At 72.0% G+C, this 17,090-nt stretch carries 16 protein-coding genes; 5 read left to right on the top strand and 11 right to left on the bottom strand.

Annotation, left to right across the window (positions count from 1 at the left end; all coding sequences use genetic code 11):
• Positions 1-50 precede the first annotated feature (50 nt).
• The gene (locus PYR91_RS06405; protein ID WP_279778179.1) at positions 51-974 is read right to left on the bottom strand and encodes an RNA polymerase sigma-70 factor; all 924 of its coding nucleotides are present in this window, start codon (positions 972-974) and stop codon (positions 51-53) included.
• A gap of 22 nt (positions 975-996) precedes the next feature.
• Entirely contained in the window at positions 997-1,380 is a 384-nt protein-coding gene (locus PYR91_RS06400; RefSeq protein WP_279778178.1) for a DoxX family protein, read from the bottom strand.
• Between the two features lie 349 nt (positions 1,381-1,729).
• On the opposite strand from PYR91_RS06400, the gene PYR91_RS06395 reads away from it, so the two are divergent.
• Positions 1,730-2,989, top strand: a complete 1,260-nt coding sequence (locus PYR91_RS06395) for an ATP-binding protein (RefSeq protein WP_279778177.1) — start codon at positions 1,730-1,732, stop codon at positions 2,987-2,989.
• Here the strand turns inward: PYR91_RS06395 and PYR91_RS06390 are convergent.
• Entirely contained in the window at positions 2,973-3,692 is a 720-nt protein-coding gene (locus tag PYR91_RS06390; RefSeq protein WP_279778176.1) for a TetR/AcrR family transcriptional regulator, read from the bottom strand. The genes PYR91_RS06395 and PYR91_RS06390 overlap by 17 nt on opposite strands.
• Positions 3,693-3,936: 244 nt before the next feature.
• On the opposite strand from PYR91_RS06390, the gene PYR91_RS06385 reads away from it, so the two are divergent.
• Together PYR91_RS06385 and PYR91_RS06380 are read left to right on the top strand one after the other, a co-directional pair.
• Positions 3,937-5,208, top strand: a complete 1,272-nt coding sequence (locus PYR91_RS06385) for an MFS transporter (RefSeq protein WP_279778175.1) — start codon at positions 3,937-3,939, stop codon at positions 5,206-5,208.
• 176 nt (positions 5,209-5,384) lie between these two features.
• Entirely contained in the window at positions 5,385-6,323 is a 939-nt protein-coding gene (locus tag PYR91_RS06380; RefSeq protein ID WP_279778174.1) for an NAD-dependent epimerase/dehydratase family protein, read from the top strand.
• 3 nt (positions 6,324-6,326) lie between these two features.
• On the opposite strand, the gene PYR91_RS06375 is transcribed toward PYR91_RS06380, so the two are convergent.
• The 5 genes from PYR91_RS06375 to PYR91_RS06355 all read right to left on the bottom strand — a co-directional run bounded on the left by PYR91_RS06375 (position 6,327) and on the right by PYR91_RS06355 (position 12,203).
• On the bottom strand, positions 6,327-7,475 hold the full coding sequence (locus tag PYR91_RS06375; RefSeq protein ID WP_279778173.1) for a glycosyltransferase family 4 protein: 1,149 nt from the start codon (positions 7,473-7,475) through the stop codon (positions 6,327-6,329).
• Between the two features lie 46 nt (positions 7,476-7,521).
• The gene (locus tag PYR91_RS06370) at positions 7,522-8,415 is read right to left on the bottom strand and encodes a sulfotransferase (RefSeq protein WP_279778171.1); all 894 of its coding nucleotides are present in this window, start codon (positions 8,413-8,415) and stop codon (positions 7,522-7,524) included.
• Between the two features lie 115 nt (positions 8,416-8,530).
• Positions 8,531-9,541: an acetamidase/formamidase family protein gene (locus PYR91_RS06365; RefSeq protein WP_279778170.1), complete on the bottom strand. Its 1,011-nt coding sequence runs from the start codon at positions 9,539-9,541 to the stop codon at positions 8,531-8,533.
• Positions 9,538-10,959: an APC family permease gene (locus PYR91_RS06360; RefSeq protein WP_279778168.1), complete on the bottom strand. Its 1,422-nt coding sequence runs from the start codon at positions 10,957-10,959 to the stop codon at positions 9,538-9,540. The genes PYR91_RS06365 and PYR91_RS06360 overlap by 4 nt, the downstream gene beginning before the upstream one ends.
• A gap of 149 nt (positions 10,960-11,108) precedes the next feature.
• The gene (locus PYR91_RS06355) at positions 11,109-12,203 is read right to left on the bottom strand and encodes a substrate-binding domain-containing protein (protein WP_279778167.1); all 1,095 of its coding nucleotides are present in this window, start codon (positions 12,201-12,203) and stop codon (positions 11,109-11,111) included.
• A 17-nt stretch (positions 12,204-12,220) separates the two neighbouring features.
• On the opposite strand from PYR91_RS06355, the gene PYR91_RS06350 reads away from it, so the two are divergent.
• Positions 12,221-12,682 (top strand): MarR family transcriptional regulator, encoded by a 462-nt coding sequence (locus tag PYR91_RS06350; RefSeq protein WP_279778166.1) that lies wholly within the window; start codon positions 12,221-12,223, stop codon positions 12,680-12,682.
• A 58-nt stretch (positions 12,683-12,740) separates the two neighbouring features.
• Positions 12,741-14,321, top strand: a complete 1,581-nt coding sequence (locus tag PYR91_RS06345; protein WP_279778164.1) for an alkaline phosphatase D family protein — start codon at positions 12,741-12,743, stop codon at positions 14,319-14,321.
• 87 nt (positions 14,322-14,408) lie between these two features.
• On the opposite strand, the gene rocD is transcribed toward PYR91_RS06345, so the two are convergent.
• The 3 genes from rocD to PYR91_RS06330 form a co-directional block, all read right to left on the bottom strand.
• Positions 14,409-15,647: an ornithine--oxo-acid transaminase gene (gene rocD / locus PYR91_RS06340; RefSeq protein ID WP_279778162.1), complete on the bottom strand. Its 1,239-nt coding sequence runs from the start codon at positions 15,645-15,647 to the stop codon at positions 14,409-14,411.
• On the bottom strand, positions 15,644-16,444 hold the full coding sequence (ddaH, locus tag PYR91_RS06335; protein WP_279778161.1) for a dimethylargininase: 801 nt from the start codon (positions 16,442-16,444) through the stop codon (positions 15,644-15,646). The genes rocD and ddaH overlap by 4 nt, the downstream gene beginning before the upstream one ends.
• A 154-nt stretch (positions 16,445-16,598) precedes the next feature.
• The gene (locus tag PYR91_RS06330) at positions 16,599-17,069 is read right to left on the bottom strand and encodes an Lrp/AsnC family transcriptional regulator (RefSeq protein WP_279778160.1); all 471 of its coding nucleotides are present in this window, start codon (positions 17,067-17,069) and stop codon (positions 16,599-16,601) included.
• Between the last annotated feature and the right edge of the window lie 21 nt (positions 17,070-17,090).

Genomic DNA, 17,090 nt, shown 5'->3' with positions numbered 1-17,090 from the left:
TGAAGGCGCCGGACCGTGCGCGGGGTTCGAGATGCGGCCGGCTGTCGCGGTCATTCGGCGGACCGGCGTGCCCGTCTCACCTCGCGGTCGATGGCCCAGGCGTCCGCCACCGGGCCCATGTGCCCGAGCTTGTCGGGGTTGATCACCGCGCGTATGGTCTGGATCCGCCCGTCGAGCACGTCGAGCGCCAGGGTGTGCAGCACCTTTCCGTCCCGGTCGCGGAAGATCGCGCCCGGCTGGCCGTTGACCTCGTGCCGCTCGGACGTCACGTCGATCCGGGCCATCCGGGGGAAGACGGAGGCGAGCAGCCGGGCCACGGTCTCGGCGCCGATGACGGCCCTGGCCAGCTGCGGGGCCTTGCCGCCGCCGTCGCCGACCAGCGAGACGTCGGCGGCGAGCAGTTCCCGCAGGCCGGCGACGTCGCCTTCGCGGAGGGCCTCGAAGAACCGCGACGCAAGCTCCTCCCGCTCCTCGCGGTCCGCCTCGAAACGTGGCCGGCCCGCGGCCATGTGGCGCCGCGCCCGCACCGCCAGCTGGCGGCACGCCGCCTCCGAGCGCCCCACCGCCGACGCGACCTCGGGAAAGCCGAAGTCGAACACCTCCCGCAGGACGAAGACCGCCCGCTCCAGCGGGCTGAGCCGCTCCAGCAGCAACAGGGCCGCCATCGACACCGAGTCGGCCAGCTCGGCCGACCGAACCGGATCCTCGTAGGGGTCGGTGAGCAGCGGCTCGGGCAACCACGGCCCGACGTACTGCTCCCGCCGGACCCGGGCCGAGCGAAGCACGTCGATGGAGATCCGGGTCACCATGGCCGACAGGAAGGCCTTGGCCGACCTGGGCCGTGTCGGGGAGGCCTCGAACCGCAGCCAGGCCTCCTGGACCGCGTCCTCGGCCTCGCTCACGCCGCCCAGTATCCGGTAGGCGATCGAGAACAGCAGCGGCCGCAACTCCTGGAACTCCTCGGCCCCGCTCATGCGGCCTCCCCTCGAAGCACCGTCAGCCCGTGAAGGACCCGGGGCCGAAGCGGCCCCACGCGATGAACACCGCGAGCACGAGATAGAACACGTTCAGCGCCACGAACATGAACTCGCCCCGGCGACCGTGGGTGATCATCGCGCCCACCATGAGCAGGACCCAGCAGACGGCGGTCACCGGCACGAGAACCGGTGCGACGCCGAGCGCCGCGGGCAGGACCAGTCCCGCCGCGGCCAGCAGCTCCAGCACGCCGAGGGTCTTGACGAAGCCGGCTCCGACGTCCCCGGTCCACCCCCCACCATGGGCGGCGGCCAGCTTCTCCCTGGGCACGAACGTCTTGGTGACGCCGCCGGTCAGGGCCACCGCCGCCAGCAGCCCGGCGGCGATCCACAGCGCGAGGTTCATCGTCTGACTCCTTGATCGAGGATTGCCCGCACCCCGTAGACGAGACAGCACCCCCGCCTGTGACATCCCCGAACCCCCGGCAGCGGGCAGCGAAGATCGTGTCAGCCCCTCAGAGACCCCCGCGGGCGGACCCGCGACCGGCGTGCCGGCCTCGGAGCGACGAGCGCGCCGGTATGGTGGCGACCCGCGTGCCAGCTACCTAGCGACCAACGTGCCAGACACTTGGCGACCAACGTGCCAGCAGCATAGCGACCAGCGTGCCAGCGATCTCGCGGCGAACCCGCCGTTCGACGGTGCGATGTGCCATGCTGAGCTGGTGGTCGGCTCCGGACAGACTCCGTTGGGAGAGGTGCTTCCCCGGCACGCCGGGGAGGCCGTCAGCACGGCACTGAACGACACGCGGGTGGTGCTCGTCAACGGGGCGAGGCAGAGCGGCAAGAGCACCTTGGTCCGGCTCCTCGCCAAAGATCGCGCGGCCGAGTGGCGCAACCTCGACACCGCCGTGGTCCGGCAGGCCGCCCTCGCCGACCCGGCCGGCTTCGTCGCGTTCCCCGGGCTCATGGTCGTCGACGAGATCCAGCGCGTCCCCGATCTGCTGCTCGCCATCAAGGAGCAGGTGGACGCCGACCCGTCGCCGGGCCGCTACCTGCTGACCGGGTCGGCGCGGGTGCTGGGCCTCAGGGCGCTCCCCGACGCGCTGCCGGGCCGCGTGGAGACCGTCGAGCTCTGGCCGTTCTCCCAGGGCGAGATCGACGGCACCCCGGACCGCCTGGTGGACGCGCTCTTCACCGAGGGGGAGAACCTCAGGCACACCTCCTCCGTCACCCGCGCGCAGTACGCCGAACGCGTCGTCCGGGGCGGCTTCCCCGAAGCCGTCGCCCGGTCGAACCCCCGGCGCCGGGAGCGCTTCTTCGACTCGTACGTGGCCGACCTGATCGCGCGCGACGTCAGCCAGCTCTCGGAGATCGAGCGGACCTCCGAGATGCGTGCTCTGCTCCGCATGCTCGCCGCCCGGTCGGGTCAGCTCCTCGTCGCCAACGCGCTGAGCGACGGCGTCGGCCTGTCGGCCCGTACGGTCCACCGCTACCTCGCGCTACTGGAAGAGGTCTTCCTGACCAAGCGCATCCCCGCATGGTCGCGCAACGTCAGCAGCCGCGCGATCAGCACCCCTAAGTTCGCCTTCGTGGACTCCGGAGTGGCAGCCAATCTCCTCGGCGCCGACGCCCGCAGCCTGGTGCGTCCGGACGGCCTGTTCGGCCCGCTGCTGGAGGGGTTCGTGCTCATGGAGCTCGCTCGCCAGCTCACCTGGTCCGAGGAGCGCGCCGAACTGTTCCACTACCGCACCAAGGAGAAGGTCGAGGTGGACGCCGTCCTGGAGAACCGCCGGGGCCGTGTGGTCGGCATCGAGGTCAAGGCGAGCTCGACCGTCCGCCCCGACGACTTCCGCGGCCTCCGCCACCTGGCCGACCGCCTTGGCGACGACTTCCTGGTCGGCGTCGTCCTCTACACCGGAACCCAGACCCTCCCCTTCGGCCCCCGCCTGCGCGCCATGCCGGTGAGCGCCCTGTGGGAGGTGCCCGCAGGGGGTGGGGCTAGTGAGTCGGGGTGAGGCCGAGGAGGGTGGCCAAGGTGAGGGTCATGTGGTCGAAGGTGGCGGGGCGGTCGGATTCGATCATGTTGCGGTACATGCCGAAGAGTTCGAAGCTGACGGCGCCGTAGACGTTCGTCCACGCCGTCAGGCCGAGCATGATGACGTCGTCGGGGAACGGGGCGAAGAGGGGCAGGGCCTCGCGGATGCGGGCGGCGTCGGGGGCGAACGACGCGGGAGCGGGGGGGAGGGCGACGGGCGGGGGGGAGAGGCGGCCCGCCTGGCGGGCGTCGTGGAGGATGCGGGCCATCACCTGGCCGTCGCGGGCGGCGGCCGGCACGGTGGCCTCGGGGGCCACGTAGCCCGGCACGGGGGAGCCGTGGATGAGGGCGTACTCGTGCGGGTTGGCCAGGGCCCAGGCGCGTATGGCGCGGCAGACGGCCATCCAGCGGTCGAGGTGGCGGTCGTTCGGGACGGAGGCGTCGGCCTCCTCGACGGCCGTGCCGACGGCGTCGAAGGCCTCGATGATGAGCGCGGTGAGCAGCTCGTCGCGGCTGGGGAAGTAGCGGTAGATCGCCGAGGACACCATGCCGAGCTCGCGGGCGACCGCGCGCAGGGACAGGCCGGCGGCGCCGTCGACGGCCAGGTGGCGGCGTGCCACGTCCTTGATCTCGCGGATCAGCTCGGCTCGGACACGCTCCCGGGCGGTGCGACCTGCGTTCATCTGCCCGACCATAGCAGAGCACCTCGCCTGTTAGAGAGCACCGCTCTTGCTCCGACCGCCGGGCGGTGGGCGCTCGCTCGTCCTGTGCGGCGCCGACCTGGGGCTCCAGGTTGGCGGGGGGCTGGGATAACATGCGACGCATCGGCGCAGTTGGATCATCGCGGATGCACGGCCGAGCTTGAGCGCAGGCCGCCGATCCGCCGCCGGGTCAGGGTGGGTGGCGCGCCGTCCCCCTGGAGGTCCGATGTCTGTGCCGCGGTGGGCGCGGGTGAGCCCGGTCGGGGTCGCCTACGCCGCCTTCATCCTGATCGGCGTGAGCGCGGGAGTGGGCGGTGTGCTGCTGCCCGCCCAGATCCGAGACTACGGCGTCGACAAGGCCGTGATCGGGACCACCTTCTTCGCCTTCTCCGCGGGGTTCCTGCTGGCGGGGTCCACCTCGGGCGCGCTGATCCACCGCTTCGGGATCAGGACGTCCTTGGCCGTCGGCGGCGGCGTCTTCGTCGTGGCCGGGCTGTACACGGCCGTGCGCCCGCCCTTCCTGGCGTTCGTGGCCGTGCAGGTGGTGGCCGGTTACGGCACCGGCCTCATGGAGTCGGTGCTCAACACCTACCTGGCCGACCTGCCGAGGGCCAGGACGCTGCTCAACCGCCTGCACGCGTTCTTCGGCGTCGGCGCGCTGGCCGGCCCCCTGCTGGCCACGTGGATGCTCCGCCACCTCCCGTGGACCGCGGTGTGGCTGGCCCTCGGCCTGGCCTGCCTGCCGCTGGTCGCCGGCTTCGTGCTCACCCTCCGGGCGCACCCTCCGGCGCCCCGTGAGAGGGCCCCCGCCGACGTCGCCCCCGCCGGCCCCGTCTCCACCTCCACCGGTCCGGCCCTCACCGCTCCGATTCCCGCCGCGCCGGCCGCGACCGGGGGCGGGATGCTGGGCACCGCGTTGCGGGAGCCGGCGGTGCTGCTGGGCGCCGTCTTCCTCGCCGTCTACGTCGGCCTGGAGGTGGGCGTGGGCAACTGGGCCTTCACCTTCCTGGTGGACGAGCACGGGCAGAGCGACCTGGTCGCCGGATACACGGTCTCGGGGTACTGGCTCGGGCTCGCTCTGGGACGGTTCCTCATCAGCCCGGCGGCGACGCGACTCGGCTGGACGGCGACCGGCATGACCTTCGCCTGCCTGGCCGGCGTCACGGCCAGCGCGGCGCTGACCTGGCTCGCGCCCGTGCCGGCGGTGGCCGCCGTGAGCCTCGTCCTGCTCGGCTTCTGGCTCGGGCCCGTCTTCCCCACCACGATGGCCGTCACGCCGAGGATGACCACGGCCCGGCTGGTGCCCACGGCGATCGGGGTGCTGAACGGCGTGTCGGTGATCGGCGGCGCGGTGTTCCCGTGGCTCGCCGGCGTGTTCGCCGAGGGGATGGGCGTGTGGACGCTGCCGCCCTTCACGTTGACGCTGGCCCTGCTGCTCACCGTCGTCTGGGGACTGGTCGTCGCGCGCATGGCCGCGACTCCGCGCTCCTCCGTGTGACACATGGCCGCCCCGCGCACGTCCGGGTGACACACCGGGGCCGCCTGGCTCGGAGCGGGGAAACGATACGAGAGCAGTGCTCTTGACGATGGCCCGGCCGTTGAGAGAGCATTGCTCTTGGGTAAGAGCGGTGTGCACCCGAGAGGGCCGGAGTGGCCGCGACGAGGGGATCGAGCATGGGAAAGCACGTTGTCGTGGGCGCGGGCCAGGTCGGGGGGCGGCTCGCCCGCGTTCTCGCCGGCGAGGGCCATGAGGTCGTCGTCGTCACCCGGTCGGGCAGGGGGCCGGTCGCTCCGCGCATCACCCGGGCGCGGGCGGACCTGGCCGACCGCGGCCGGTTCGGCGCCGTCGCGGCGGGGGCGGACGTCCTGTACAACTGCGTCAACCCTCCCTACCACCGCTGGCCGCGGGACTGGCCGCCGATGGCCGGCGCCCTGCTCGGCGTCGCCGAGGACAACGGGGCCGTGCTCGTGACGACCGGCAACCTCTACGGGTACGGGCCGGTCGACGGCCCGATGACCGAGGACACCCCGCTGGCGTCCACCGGCGTCAAGGGCCGGGTCAGGGCCCGCATGTGGGCCGACGCGCTCGCCGCCCACCAGGCGGGCCGGGTGCGGGTCACCGAGGTGCGCGGCTCCGACTACTTCGGGCCGGGCATGAGCGACCACGCGTTCTTCGGCGACCGGCTGCTCAAGCCGCTGCTCGCCGGAAGGACGATCCGGTTCCCCGCCGACCCCGACCAGCCGCACAGCTTCACCTACCTGCCCGACATGGCGGACGCCCTCGCCGTGGCGGGGACGGACGAGCGGGCCTGGGGCCGCGCCTGGCACGTCGCGTCCAGCCCCGCCCTGACGATCCGGCAGCTGGCCGAACTGGCGGCCACCCTGGCGGGCGCCCCTTCGCCCCGCGTCGCCTCCGTGCCGCACTGGGTGATGCGGGCGGCGGGGGTCGTCTCCCCGCTGATCCGGGAGCTGGAGGAGACGCGCTACCAGTGGACGCGGCCGTTCGTCGCCGACGCCTCGGACTTCGAGAAGACCTTCGGCCTCGCGCCCACCGCGACGGACGACGCGCTGGAGCGGACGATCGCCTGGTGGCGCGCCGGGCAGGCCGCCTGACGGCTACCGGTCGCGAAGCAGGGAGGTGAACAGATCCTCCCACATCGGCGTCACGACCTCGGGGGTGTAGGCCCGCGCCGTCACCGCGGCGGCGGCGCCCATGCGCAGGCGCAGGTCGCGGTCGGCGATGAGCCGGTTGAGGCCTGCGGCCAGCGCGTCGACGTCCCGGGGCGGGACGAGCAGGCCGTCCACCTCCGGGGTCAGCACGTCGGCGGGCCCGGTGGGACAGTCGAACGCGACGACCGGCAGGGAGTGGGTCATCGCCTCGATCATCACCATCGGCAGACCTTCGAAACGAGAGCTCAGCACGTAGACGGAGGCCTCAGCCAGCCTCTCGTCGAGCCGGTCGGTGCGGCCCTTCAGGACGACGTGGCCGTCGAGCCCGTGCTCCTCGATCAGGGCGGTGAGCCGCTCCTTCTTGGGCCCGCTGCCGTAGATGTGCAGCCGCCAGGCGGGGTGACGGTCGGCGACCTGGCGGAAGGCCGGGATGAGGAAGTCGAACCCCTTCTGGGAGACCAGCCGCCCCGCGGCGATCACGATGGGGTTGTGCTGCTCGGAGGGCTTCTGGTCGCCGCCGTGCACGGCGTTGGGCACCCGCACGACCAGCGTGCCGGGCAGGAGGGGCTGGTAGTCGTCGCGGTCGGTGCCGGTCAGCGTGGCGAGCGCGTCGAGCCGGCCGTAGTGGCGGGTGATCTGCTCGCGCACGCTGGCGGGGTAGGTGCCCAGGTTCATGTGCTCCTGGCCGACCCGCACCACGCCGGCCTGCGCCTTGCGGGCGGAGATCAGGTTGAGCGCCGGGCGGGTGGTGACGAGGATGCCGTCCTCGAGCCCGGCGACGTAGTCGATGACGGCCCGCTCCACCCGTTCGGTGAAGTAGCCGGCGGCGTACTCGCCGGCCGGGACGATCTTGCCGCGCAGGCGGCGCCAGGCCTTGCGTCCCAGGGAGTCGGCCGCGATCTCCTGGCGCTGGTCGACCAGGCTGGTGAGGCGCACGCGGGGGTCGATGGTGAACTGGGGCTTCTCGCGCCGCCGGACGACGCTGACCACCTCCACCTCGTGGCCCCGGGCGGTCATCGCGTTCGCCTGGTTGATCACCGTGCGGATCGTGCCGCCGAGCCCGTAGGCGTGCAGGAGCATGTAGCGGATCTTCACCGGGCACGCCCGTTCCGGGCCCGCGTATGTCGCACGTCGGGCGCGCTCATGCCGGCCCGGCCGTTTCCGGCAGGTAGCCCCAGCTCCGGCACATCGGCCGCAGCAGTTCGGGGATCTCCTCCGGGTCGGGCAGGTCGCGGCCGGGCTGGACGGTGCCGGACTGGATCTTGTCCTTCCAGTCGCCCAGGCCCTTCTTGATCACGGCTTGCGGGCCGTAGTCGAGCATCCCCGGCTCCCAGGGAAGGCCGAGGAACTCGCACACCCGCCGGGTCTCCCGCTCGGGGTCGGCGGTCAGCTCCTCGTAGTGGACGGTGAGGCCGGTCAGCGCGCGACGGGCCTTCTCCACCGCCTTCATGTAGCGCAGGGCGTCCGCCGCCGCCTCCTCCGGCGTCCGCTTGTCGGGGCTGGCCTCGTGCCACGAGCGGGCGATCGAGGCCGGGTGGCGCAGCAGGAAGACGTACCGCGCGTCCGGCCAGCAGGCGCGAATGCGTTCAAAGGCGAACGCATTCGCGGGCGTCTTGTCGACGATGAATTGTTTCCCGCTTTTCACCAGTTCGCGGTGGAGCACCCGGTCCCATAGCAGGTGTTCCAGATCGGCGCGATTGTGGCCGAGCGCCTCCATCGCGTTCTCGGCGAGCGAGGTGCCGAAGCCGACGGTCAACCGCCGTACGTGGAGCTCGTGCGGGGCGTGCAACGCCGAGTGGGCGTTCAGGAGGGCTCTGAACAGGGTGGATCCGGACCTCACAGGGGAGAGGACGAAGACCGGGCCGACCAGCAGCCGATCGGTCTTCGGGTCGGCCGGAGGCCGGACCAGATCGTCCGCGGCCTTGGCAGGTCTATTCGTCGTGGCGCTCGCCGCCGAACCGACTTTTCCTACTCGTTCAATCTGGAAACCGGTGGCCCCCGTCAGCGCGTCATTGATCTTGCGCTTCCAGTTCATGGTTGGTGAACATACTGGTTGAACAGGACTTCACCAAGTTTTCCCATCGAATTCACAGGATACGGCGAGCCTGCTGGACACGTCCCGGCGCCGCCGAGCGGCGCCGGGGACGGCGTCAGCGGGAGGACAGGTACTCGGCGCCGAGGGCGCGCAGGCGGGCGTGCGCGGAGCCGTAGACCTCGGGGGCGCCGAGGTAGGCCTTGGGCATCTTGGCGAGCATCGTGTAGTTGGTGTCGCACACGTTGCCCACCGGCGCCTCGCCGCCCTGGCTGACGAGCTGGTAGGCGTCGAGCTGGTCGAGCCCGGTGAGCGACGCGGCCCAGGTGACCATGTCGTGCTGGCTGATCCGGTAGGCGTCCTCCAGGGGCCGCGCCGAGCCGGTGGACATCAGGTGCTCGTCGTCCTCCAGGCGGGGCCACGGCGTGAGGGCGCCCTTGACCAGCTCGACGGCCACGACGGTGTTCATCGCGGCCTCCACCGCGGTGCCGCAGACCTCGCCGTGCCCCTGGCGGCAGTGCCCGTCGCCGATGGCGAACAGGCCGCCCTCGACGTTGACCCCGAGGTACACCGTCACCCCGGCCCGCAGCTCCGGGGTGTCCATGTTCCCGCCGTGCGCGTCGGGCGTGATCGTCATGCGCGCCTCGGAGGCGCCCGGGGCCACGCCGACGGTGCCGTGCATCGGGTCCAGCGGCATCTCCACGGTGAAGTCGCCGCGCCGCGCCCGGTAGCGGACCAGCCGCCGGTCCGCGTCGACCTCGTACATCCACACGACCTCCTCCAGCGCCGGCTGGAGCATCGCCGTGGTGTGGGTGCCGGTGAGCGCGCCGAAGTGCGGGAACGTGGTGGACACCGCCCAGTCGCGCGCGGGCTCGATCGAGACGAAGTGCAGGGCGATCGTGTCGCCCGGCTCCGCGCCCTCCACGTGGAAGGGCCCGGTGACCGGGTTGAGGTAGGGGAACTCGCAGACCTCGGACGGCAGGTCGCCGGTGCCGCGCACCCGGCCGCCGAAGCAGTCCTCGGTGTACAGCTCCAGCACCGTGCCCGGCGTGACGGCGCCGACGGCGGGCCGCCCGCCGAAGGTGTAGGACAGCTCCTCGGGCGAGGGCCGGTAGGACTGGACGTTCACTCGTCGACCTCCGTGTTGATGCCGGAAAGGGTGGGACGACGGCCGAGCGCGAAGGTGCCGATGAGTACGACGACCCCGACGCCCAGCCAGGCGAAGCCCAGCACCTGGGCGGCCACCTTCGCGTTGATCACCACGTACAGCAGGATCAGGAAGCCGATCACCGGCGCGACCAGGTGCCGCCACCAGTCGCGGCTCCCCCCGCGCACGACGTAGTGCACGACGACCGAGACGTGCAGCGCCAGGAAGGCCGTCATGGCTCCGAAGTTGACCAGGCTGCCGAGCAGCGTGATGCCGTCGTCCCGCGTGCTCATGTACAGGCCGAGGAGCAGCGAGACGACCGCCACGAGCAGCGTCGCGTTGACCGGAACCCGGTGGGTGGGGTGCACCTTGCCGAGGAACCTGGGGAGCTGCCGGTCGCGGGCCATCGCGAACAGCAGGCGGGAGGTGGCCGCCTGGGCGACCAGGGAGTTGGCGAAGCCCCAGGCCACGGCGGTGGCGACGGCGGTCAGGACGCTGAGCCAGTGGCCGCCCGCGTACTCGGCGGTGTCGTAGAACGCCGTTCCGGCCGGGTCTCCGTTCGCCAGCAGCTCGGCCCGGGTGGGCACCAGCAGCGCGGCCACCCAGGTCTGCACGACGAACAGCACGCCGGCCAGGCCCAGCGCCATGATCATGGAGCGGCCGAGCCTGCGGGTGTCCTCCCTGCTCTCCTCGGCGAGCATCGAGATGCCGTCGAAGCCGAGGAACGACAGGACGGCCACCGACACCGCGCCGAACACCAGCGCCCAGGAGAACGTCGAGGAGTCGAACAGGGGGCTGAACACGTCGCCGTGTCCCTTGCCCTGCGCCAGCGCGACCAGGCCGATGACCAGGAAGATCGCCAGCACGATCAGCTCGCCGACGAGCATGATCTTGTTGGTCCGCGCGGTGATCCTGATGCCGAAGTAGTTGACCGCCGTGTTGAGCACGATGAAGCCGATGATCCAGATCCAGATCGGGACGGCGGGCACGAACGACGCCATGGCGGCGCTCGCCACCAGGTAGAGCAGGGCCGGCACCAGTACGTAGTCGAGCAGGATCACCCATCCGGCCAGGAAGCCCACCGGGGCCGAGATGCCGCGCCCGGCGTAGGTGTAGACCGATCCGGCCATCGGGAAGGCCTGCGCCATCTGCGAGTACGAGAGCGCGGTGAAGGCCATCGCCACCATGCCGATGACGTAGGCGAGCGCCACCATTCCGCCGGACGCCTGGAAGACGCCGCCGAAGATGCCGAACGGCGCGATGGGCACCATGAAGATCAGGCCGTAGACCAGCAGGTCGGTGAAGCTGAGGGATCGCTGGAGTTCCTGCTTGTAGCCGAAGCGTTCGACGCCTGGTTCGGCGGTGGGCGGAACCCCTGACGTGTCGGATGGGGAGGTCATCGACGGCTCCTTCGGGCGCGGGGGCAGAGCCGTACCCTAGGGCTTTATCCTTGAAATCGGAAAGGTTTCGTATGGAAGTTTTACATGCCGGTGACAACGGCGAGACGTCGCCGAAGGCCCAGGTCATGAGGGCGGTCGCCCGACGGGGTTCAGGCGGAGGTCACGAGATCGAAGTCCAGCCCGACCGCGCGGCCGACGTACACCCGCTGCCGCACATGCCGGTCGGCGAGCGTGACCAGGCCGCGCCCGCCGCTGACGGAGGTGCCGTCGGCGATCGCCTCGACGGCCGGCACCGCGAGCGACCCGGCGCGCCGGGCCAGCGCCGCCAGCATCAGCACCCCCTCGTAGCAGCCGTGGCCGTGCCCGTTGAGCAGCGGCGCCTCGGGCCCGAACGCGCGGGTGTACCGCTCGCCGAGGCTCAGGCTGGCGTCGGTGGCGACGCTGCCGAAGTACCCCATGGCGGCGTACAGCTCCCCCGTGGCGTCGCCGCCGATGGCGAGCAGGCCGTGCTCCTCCAGCGCCCCGCACAGCCGGGGCATGGTGAGCCCGGCGGCGGCGAAGGCCCGGTTGAACGCGACCAGGTCGCTGCCGATGAGGCTGACCAGCACGGCGTCGGGCCGGGCGGCGGCGAGCTCCTCGACGAGCGGCCCCATGTCGGCGGCGCCGGGCCGCACGAGCCGTTCGCCGGCCACCGTCGCCCCACGCGACCGCAGGTGGCGGCGGGCCGAGGCGTGCACCAGGCGCGGCCAGACGTAGTCGCTGCCCAGCAGGAACCAGCGGCGGGCGCGCCGATGGCCGACCAGCCAGTCGAGGCCCGGGCCGACCTGCCGGGACGCCGGCTCGCCGAGGAAGTACACACCCCGGTCGCGCGAGCCTCCCTCGTAGGGCGGGGTGTACACGAACGGCACGGCGCCGCCGAGCGCGCGCTCGACCCTGACGCGCACGTCGCTGGCGTGCGTGCCGACCAGGGCCTGGACGGCGCCCGCGCGCACCAGCCCGGCCGCCTCGCGCGCGACCCGCTCGGGCTCGCGCCCGCCGTCGACCAGCACCAGCTCCACCGGCCGGCCGAGCACGCCGCCCGACGCGTTGACCTCGGTGGCGGCCAGCGTCGCGCAGTTGATCGCGCACGGCCCGAGCAGGCCGAGCACGCCGGAGACCGGCACCACCAGGCCGACGCGGAGCGTCTCGGCCCTGAGCAGGTGCGCTTCCAGCGGATCGATCACCATCGGGGCGGCGTAGGCCACGTGGAAGAGTATCCTCCATGCGCATTCACGGACGAAGGGAGCCCACGGTGGTGACGCCCGGGCTTGGCTCCTCCCTCGCCTACCTGCTGAGCCGGGCCGAGCGCAGCGTGAACCGGGCCCTGGCGGCGGCGCTGTCGGGCGAGAACGTCACGGTCGACCAGTGGCGCATCCTCCAGGCGCTGGCCGACGGCCGCGGGCACTCGATGGGCGACCTCGCCGAGGCGGCGCTCATGCCGCACCCCACGCTGACCAAGGCCGTCGACAGGCTGGTGGACCAGGCGCTGGTCTACCGCGGCCATGATCCGACAGACCGTCGAAAAGTAGCGGTTTTCCTGGCGAATCGGGGTAGTGAGCTGCTCGGCCGCCTCGACGCGGGGATCGCGGAGCACCACCGCGCCATCCTCGCCGCCTACGGCGCGGCCCGCACAGAGGAGCTCATGCGCGAGCTCGAACAACTGGTCCGGTCCCTCGACGACTGACCCATCAGGTCGAGTTTGTGCATATGGTTCATATCGCTATTCGACTGGGGAGGTTCGCGTGCCCGACTTGCTGGTGGGGCCGATGTTGCGTTACGTCGACGAGACGAGCGCGTCCATATGGGTGGAGACGACCGAACCGTGCGAGGTGACGGTCGCGGTGGACGGAGCCCGCGCCGCCGACCGCACGTTCACCGTGCACGGTCACCACTACGCCCTCGTGGACGTCGCGGGCACCGGCCCGTACACCGTCGAGCTGGACGGGCGGCGCGTCTGGCCCCTGGAGGGCTTCCCCGACAGCCAGATCTGCCCGCTGGAGGAGCTCAACCGCGTGGTCTTCGGCTCCTGCCGGACGACCGTCCCGCACGACGCCGCGCATGAGAAGACCCACGGGGTGGACGTGCTGCGCGAGTACGGGCTGCGCCTGATGAAGGGCGACGACCTGCCCAGCCTGATCATCTTCCTGGGCGACCAGGTGTACGCCGACGAGCCGTCCGCCGAGATGCTCGACTTCATCCACGAGCGCAGGCAGGAAGGGCCCGACGAGATCGTCGACTTCGACGAGTACGCCGAGCTGTACCGCCTGGCCTGGAGCGATCCGGTGGTGCGCTGGCTGCTGTCCACCGTGCCGACCGCGATGATCTTCGACGACCACGACGTGCGCGACGACTGGAACACCTCCTACACCTGGCGCCAGGAGATCGCCCAGGTGTCCTGGTGGCCCTCGCGCGTCACCTCGGCCCTCGCCGCGTACTGGGTCTACCAGCACCTGGGCAACCTCTCGCCGTCCGAGCGCAAGGGCGACCCGATGTTCGCCGCCATCCACGGCACCGACACCGACGGCGGCGCCGCCCTGGACGCCTTCGCCCGGCGCGCCGACCAGGACCCCTCCACGGCCCGCTGGAGCTACGCCCGCGACATCGGCAAGACCCGCCTGATCATGCTGGACACCCGGTGCGCCCGCGAGCTGAAGCCCGACCACCGCCGCATGCTGGACGACGAGGAGTGGGACTGGTTCGTCGAACGCGCCACCGGCGACGTCGACCACCTGCTCATCGGGTCGTCGGTCCCGGTGTTCCTGCCCAGCGGCATCTTCGACGTCGAGAGCTGGAACGAGGCCGTCGCCGGCGGGGCGTGGGGCCCGCGGGCCGCCCGGGTGGCCGAGCGGATCCGCCAGGCGATCGACCTGGAGCACTGGGGCGCCTTCCGCGAGTCGTTCGAGCAGCTCGGCCACGTGCTCGTCGACGTCGCCGCCGGCCGCCGGGGCCGGGCACCGGCGACGATCGTGCTGCTGTCGGGCGACGTCCACTACAGCTACCTGGCGGCCGCCGGGGCGGCCTCGGACGACCTGGACGCGACGCGCATCTACCAGGCGGTCTGCTCGCCGATCCGCAACCCGCTGAGCCGCGTCGTCCGCCTGGCCAACGTGGTCGCCTCGTTCGGCATCGCCAGCCTGGTCGGCGGCGTCCTGGCGCGCATGGCCAGGCTGCCGCGCCGCGCGTTCCGCTGGAAGATCACCAACGGGCCGTGGTTCCCCAACGCCCTGGCCACGCTCGACCTGGACGGCCGGTCCGCGCAGGTGCGCTGGCACACCGCCCGTCCCGACTACGAGGAACTGGTCCGCATCGAGCTCGCCCCCTGAGAAGACCGCCCGGGCAGGGCGGGCGCCATCCCCCGGTACGGGAGATCAGGGTGCGGCCGGCCCCTGGGGAGCGGCCGCACCCTGCGCTCAGGCGCCGACGTGCTCGGGCGTGCCCGCCAGCTCGGCGAGGGCGGCGCCGAGCTGGTCGACGGCCCAGTTCAGGTCGTCCTCGGAGATCATGAGCGGCGGGGCCAGGCGGATCGTCGAGCCGTGGGTGTCCTTGGCCAGGACGCCGCGCCGCATGAGCGCCTCGCACACCTCGCGCCCGGTGCCCAGCGACGGGTCGACGTCCACCCCGGCCCACAGGCCGCGCCCGCGCACGGCGACGACGCCGCGGCCCCGCCCGATCAGCCCGCGGAGCCGTTCGTGCAGGAGGTCGCCCAGCTCGGCCGCGCGGGCCTGGAACTCGCCGGTGCGCAGCAGCTCGACCACGGCGGCGCCCACGGCGCAGGCCAGCGGGTTGCCGCCGAACGTCGAGCCGTGCTGGCCGGGCCTGATCACGCCGAGCACGCCGGCGTCGGCCGCCACCGCGGACACCGGGACGACCCCGCCGCCCAGCGCCTTGCCCAGCAGGTACATGTCGGGCACCACGTCCTCGTGGTCGCAGGCGAACGTCCTGCCGGTGCGGCCGAGCCCCGACTGGATCTCGTCGGCGATGAACAGCACGCCGCGCTCGGTGCAGATCTCCCGCACCTCCCGCAGGTAGCCCCGCGGCGGCACGAGCACACCCGCCTCGCCCTGGATGGGCTCCAGCAGCACGGCGACGGTGTTCTCGTCGATCGCGTCGCGGATCGCCTCGGCCGAGCCGTACTTCACGATCGTGAAGCCCGGCGTGGCCGGGCCGAAGCCGTCGCGGGCGTCGGGGTCGGTGGAGAAGCTCACGATCGTGGTGGTGCGGCCGTGGAAGTTGCCCTCCATGACCACGATGTTCGCCTGGTCGGGGGCGACGCCCTTGACCTCGTAGCCCCACTTGCGGGCCACCTTGATCGCGGTCTCGACCGCCTCGGCCCCGGTGTTCATGGGCAGGACCATGTCCTTGCCGCACAGGTCGGCCAGGCCCTGGCAGAACTCCGCGAACCGGTCGTGGAAGAAGGCCCGGCTGGTCAGCGTCAGCCGCTGGAGCTGGTCCCGCGCCGCCTGGACGATCGCGGGGTTGCCGTGGCCGAAGTTCAGCGAGGAGTACCCGGCCAGGCAGTCGAGGTAGCGGCGGCCCTCGACGTCGACCACCCACGCGCCGTGCGCCTCACGCACGACGACCGGCAGCGGGTGGTAGTTGTGCGCGCTGCGCCGCTCGCTGCGCTCGATGAACTTCCGCGTCGCGCTCACGGCCGGATCTCCAGGGTGCAGCACTTCGGGCCGCCGCCGGCCTTGCGCAGCTCGCTCAGGTCGACGGGGATGACGTTGAGGCCGCGCCGCTTCAGCTCCAGCGCGAGCTCGCCGGCGTCGGCCTCCAGCACCACGTTCTCGCCGTCGCTGACGGCGTTGAGCCCGAACACGGCGGCGTCCTCGGCCGAGGCCAGCACGGCGTCGGGGAACATGTGCCGCAGCACCTCCTGGCTGCCGCGCGAGAAGGCCCCCGGGTAGTACGCGATGTTGGTCCCGTCCAGCGGGAACAGCGCGGTGTCCAGGTGGTAGTAGCGCGGGTCGACGAGCCGGAGGGTCACCACGGGACGGCCCAGGAACTCCTGGGCCTCCTTGTGCGCGGTGATCGCCGTGCGGAACCCGGTGCCGGCCAGGATCACGTGGTCGAGGGTGAGGAAGTCGCCCTCGCCCTCGTTGGTCTCCATCGCCTCCATGGTGGGCTCGTACCCGTTCTCGACGAACCATCGCAGGTAGGCGGGGCCCTCGGCCGCCCGCTGCTCGCTGGCGAACCGGGCGCCGTACACCCGGCCGCCGACGACCAGGGCGCCGTTGGCGGCGAACACCATGTCCGGCAGTCCTTCGACCGGGTCGATCAGGCTGACCCGGTGCCCCAGTTCCTCATAGGCGTCCTTCAGGCTCTCCCACTGGCGGACGGCGGTGGCCGCGTCGGCTCCCGCGCTCGGGTCCATCCAGGGGTTGATCACGTACTCGACCGCGAAGTGGTCGGGACGGCACATGAGGTAATGCCGGCTAGGCGCCATGTATCACTCCGTCAGAAAACGGCTGGTCAGGGATACTTCAGCCTAGAAAGCAGCAAACCTCGGAGCCAGGCGCGGAGCTTGCGTCCGCACGCCGATCGATTGCGTCCAGGAGCACGCGGGCGGCGATCCGTTGCGCCGCCCCCGCACGGCGCGGTCATGGCAGGAGTGAGGCCCCGTCACGGGCGTGGGCGGCGTCGTCGATCAGGCGGGAGAGCACGATCGCGCTCTTGGTGCGCACCACGAACGGCTCGGAGGCGATGCGCTCGATCACCTGCTCGACGTGCCGCACGTCCTTGGCGCGGATGTGGAGCAGCGCGTCGGCCTCGCCGGTGATCGTGCAGGCGGAGATCACCTCGGGATGGCGGGCCACCGCCACGCCGATCTCGGCGGGCGAGGTCTTGCCCCGGCAGAACAGCTCCACGTACGCCTCGGTCGTCCACCCGAGCGCCGACGGCTCGACGCGCGCGGTGAAGCCGGTGATGGCGCCGCTGCTCAGCAGCCGGTCGACCCGGCGTTTCACGGCCGGCGCCGACAGGCCGATTTGATGCCCTATTTCGGCATAAGTCGAACGTGCGTCCTCGACCAAGGCGCCCACGATCGCACGATCCAGCCCATCCAACTCCACGCTGACCTGTATACAGCCGGG

Origin of the sequence: Sphaerisporangium sp. TRM90804, from assembly GCF_029846175.1 — a bacterium.
GTDB lineage: Bacteria > Actinomycetota > Actinomycetes > Streptosporangiales > Streptosporangiaceae > Sphaerisporangium.
This window is presented reverse-complemented; position numbering and strand designations above follow the sequence as displayed.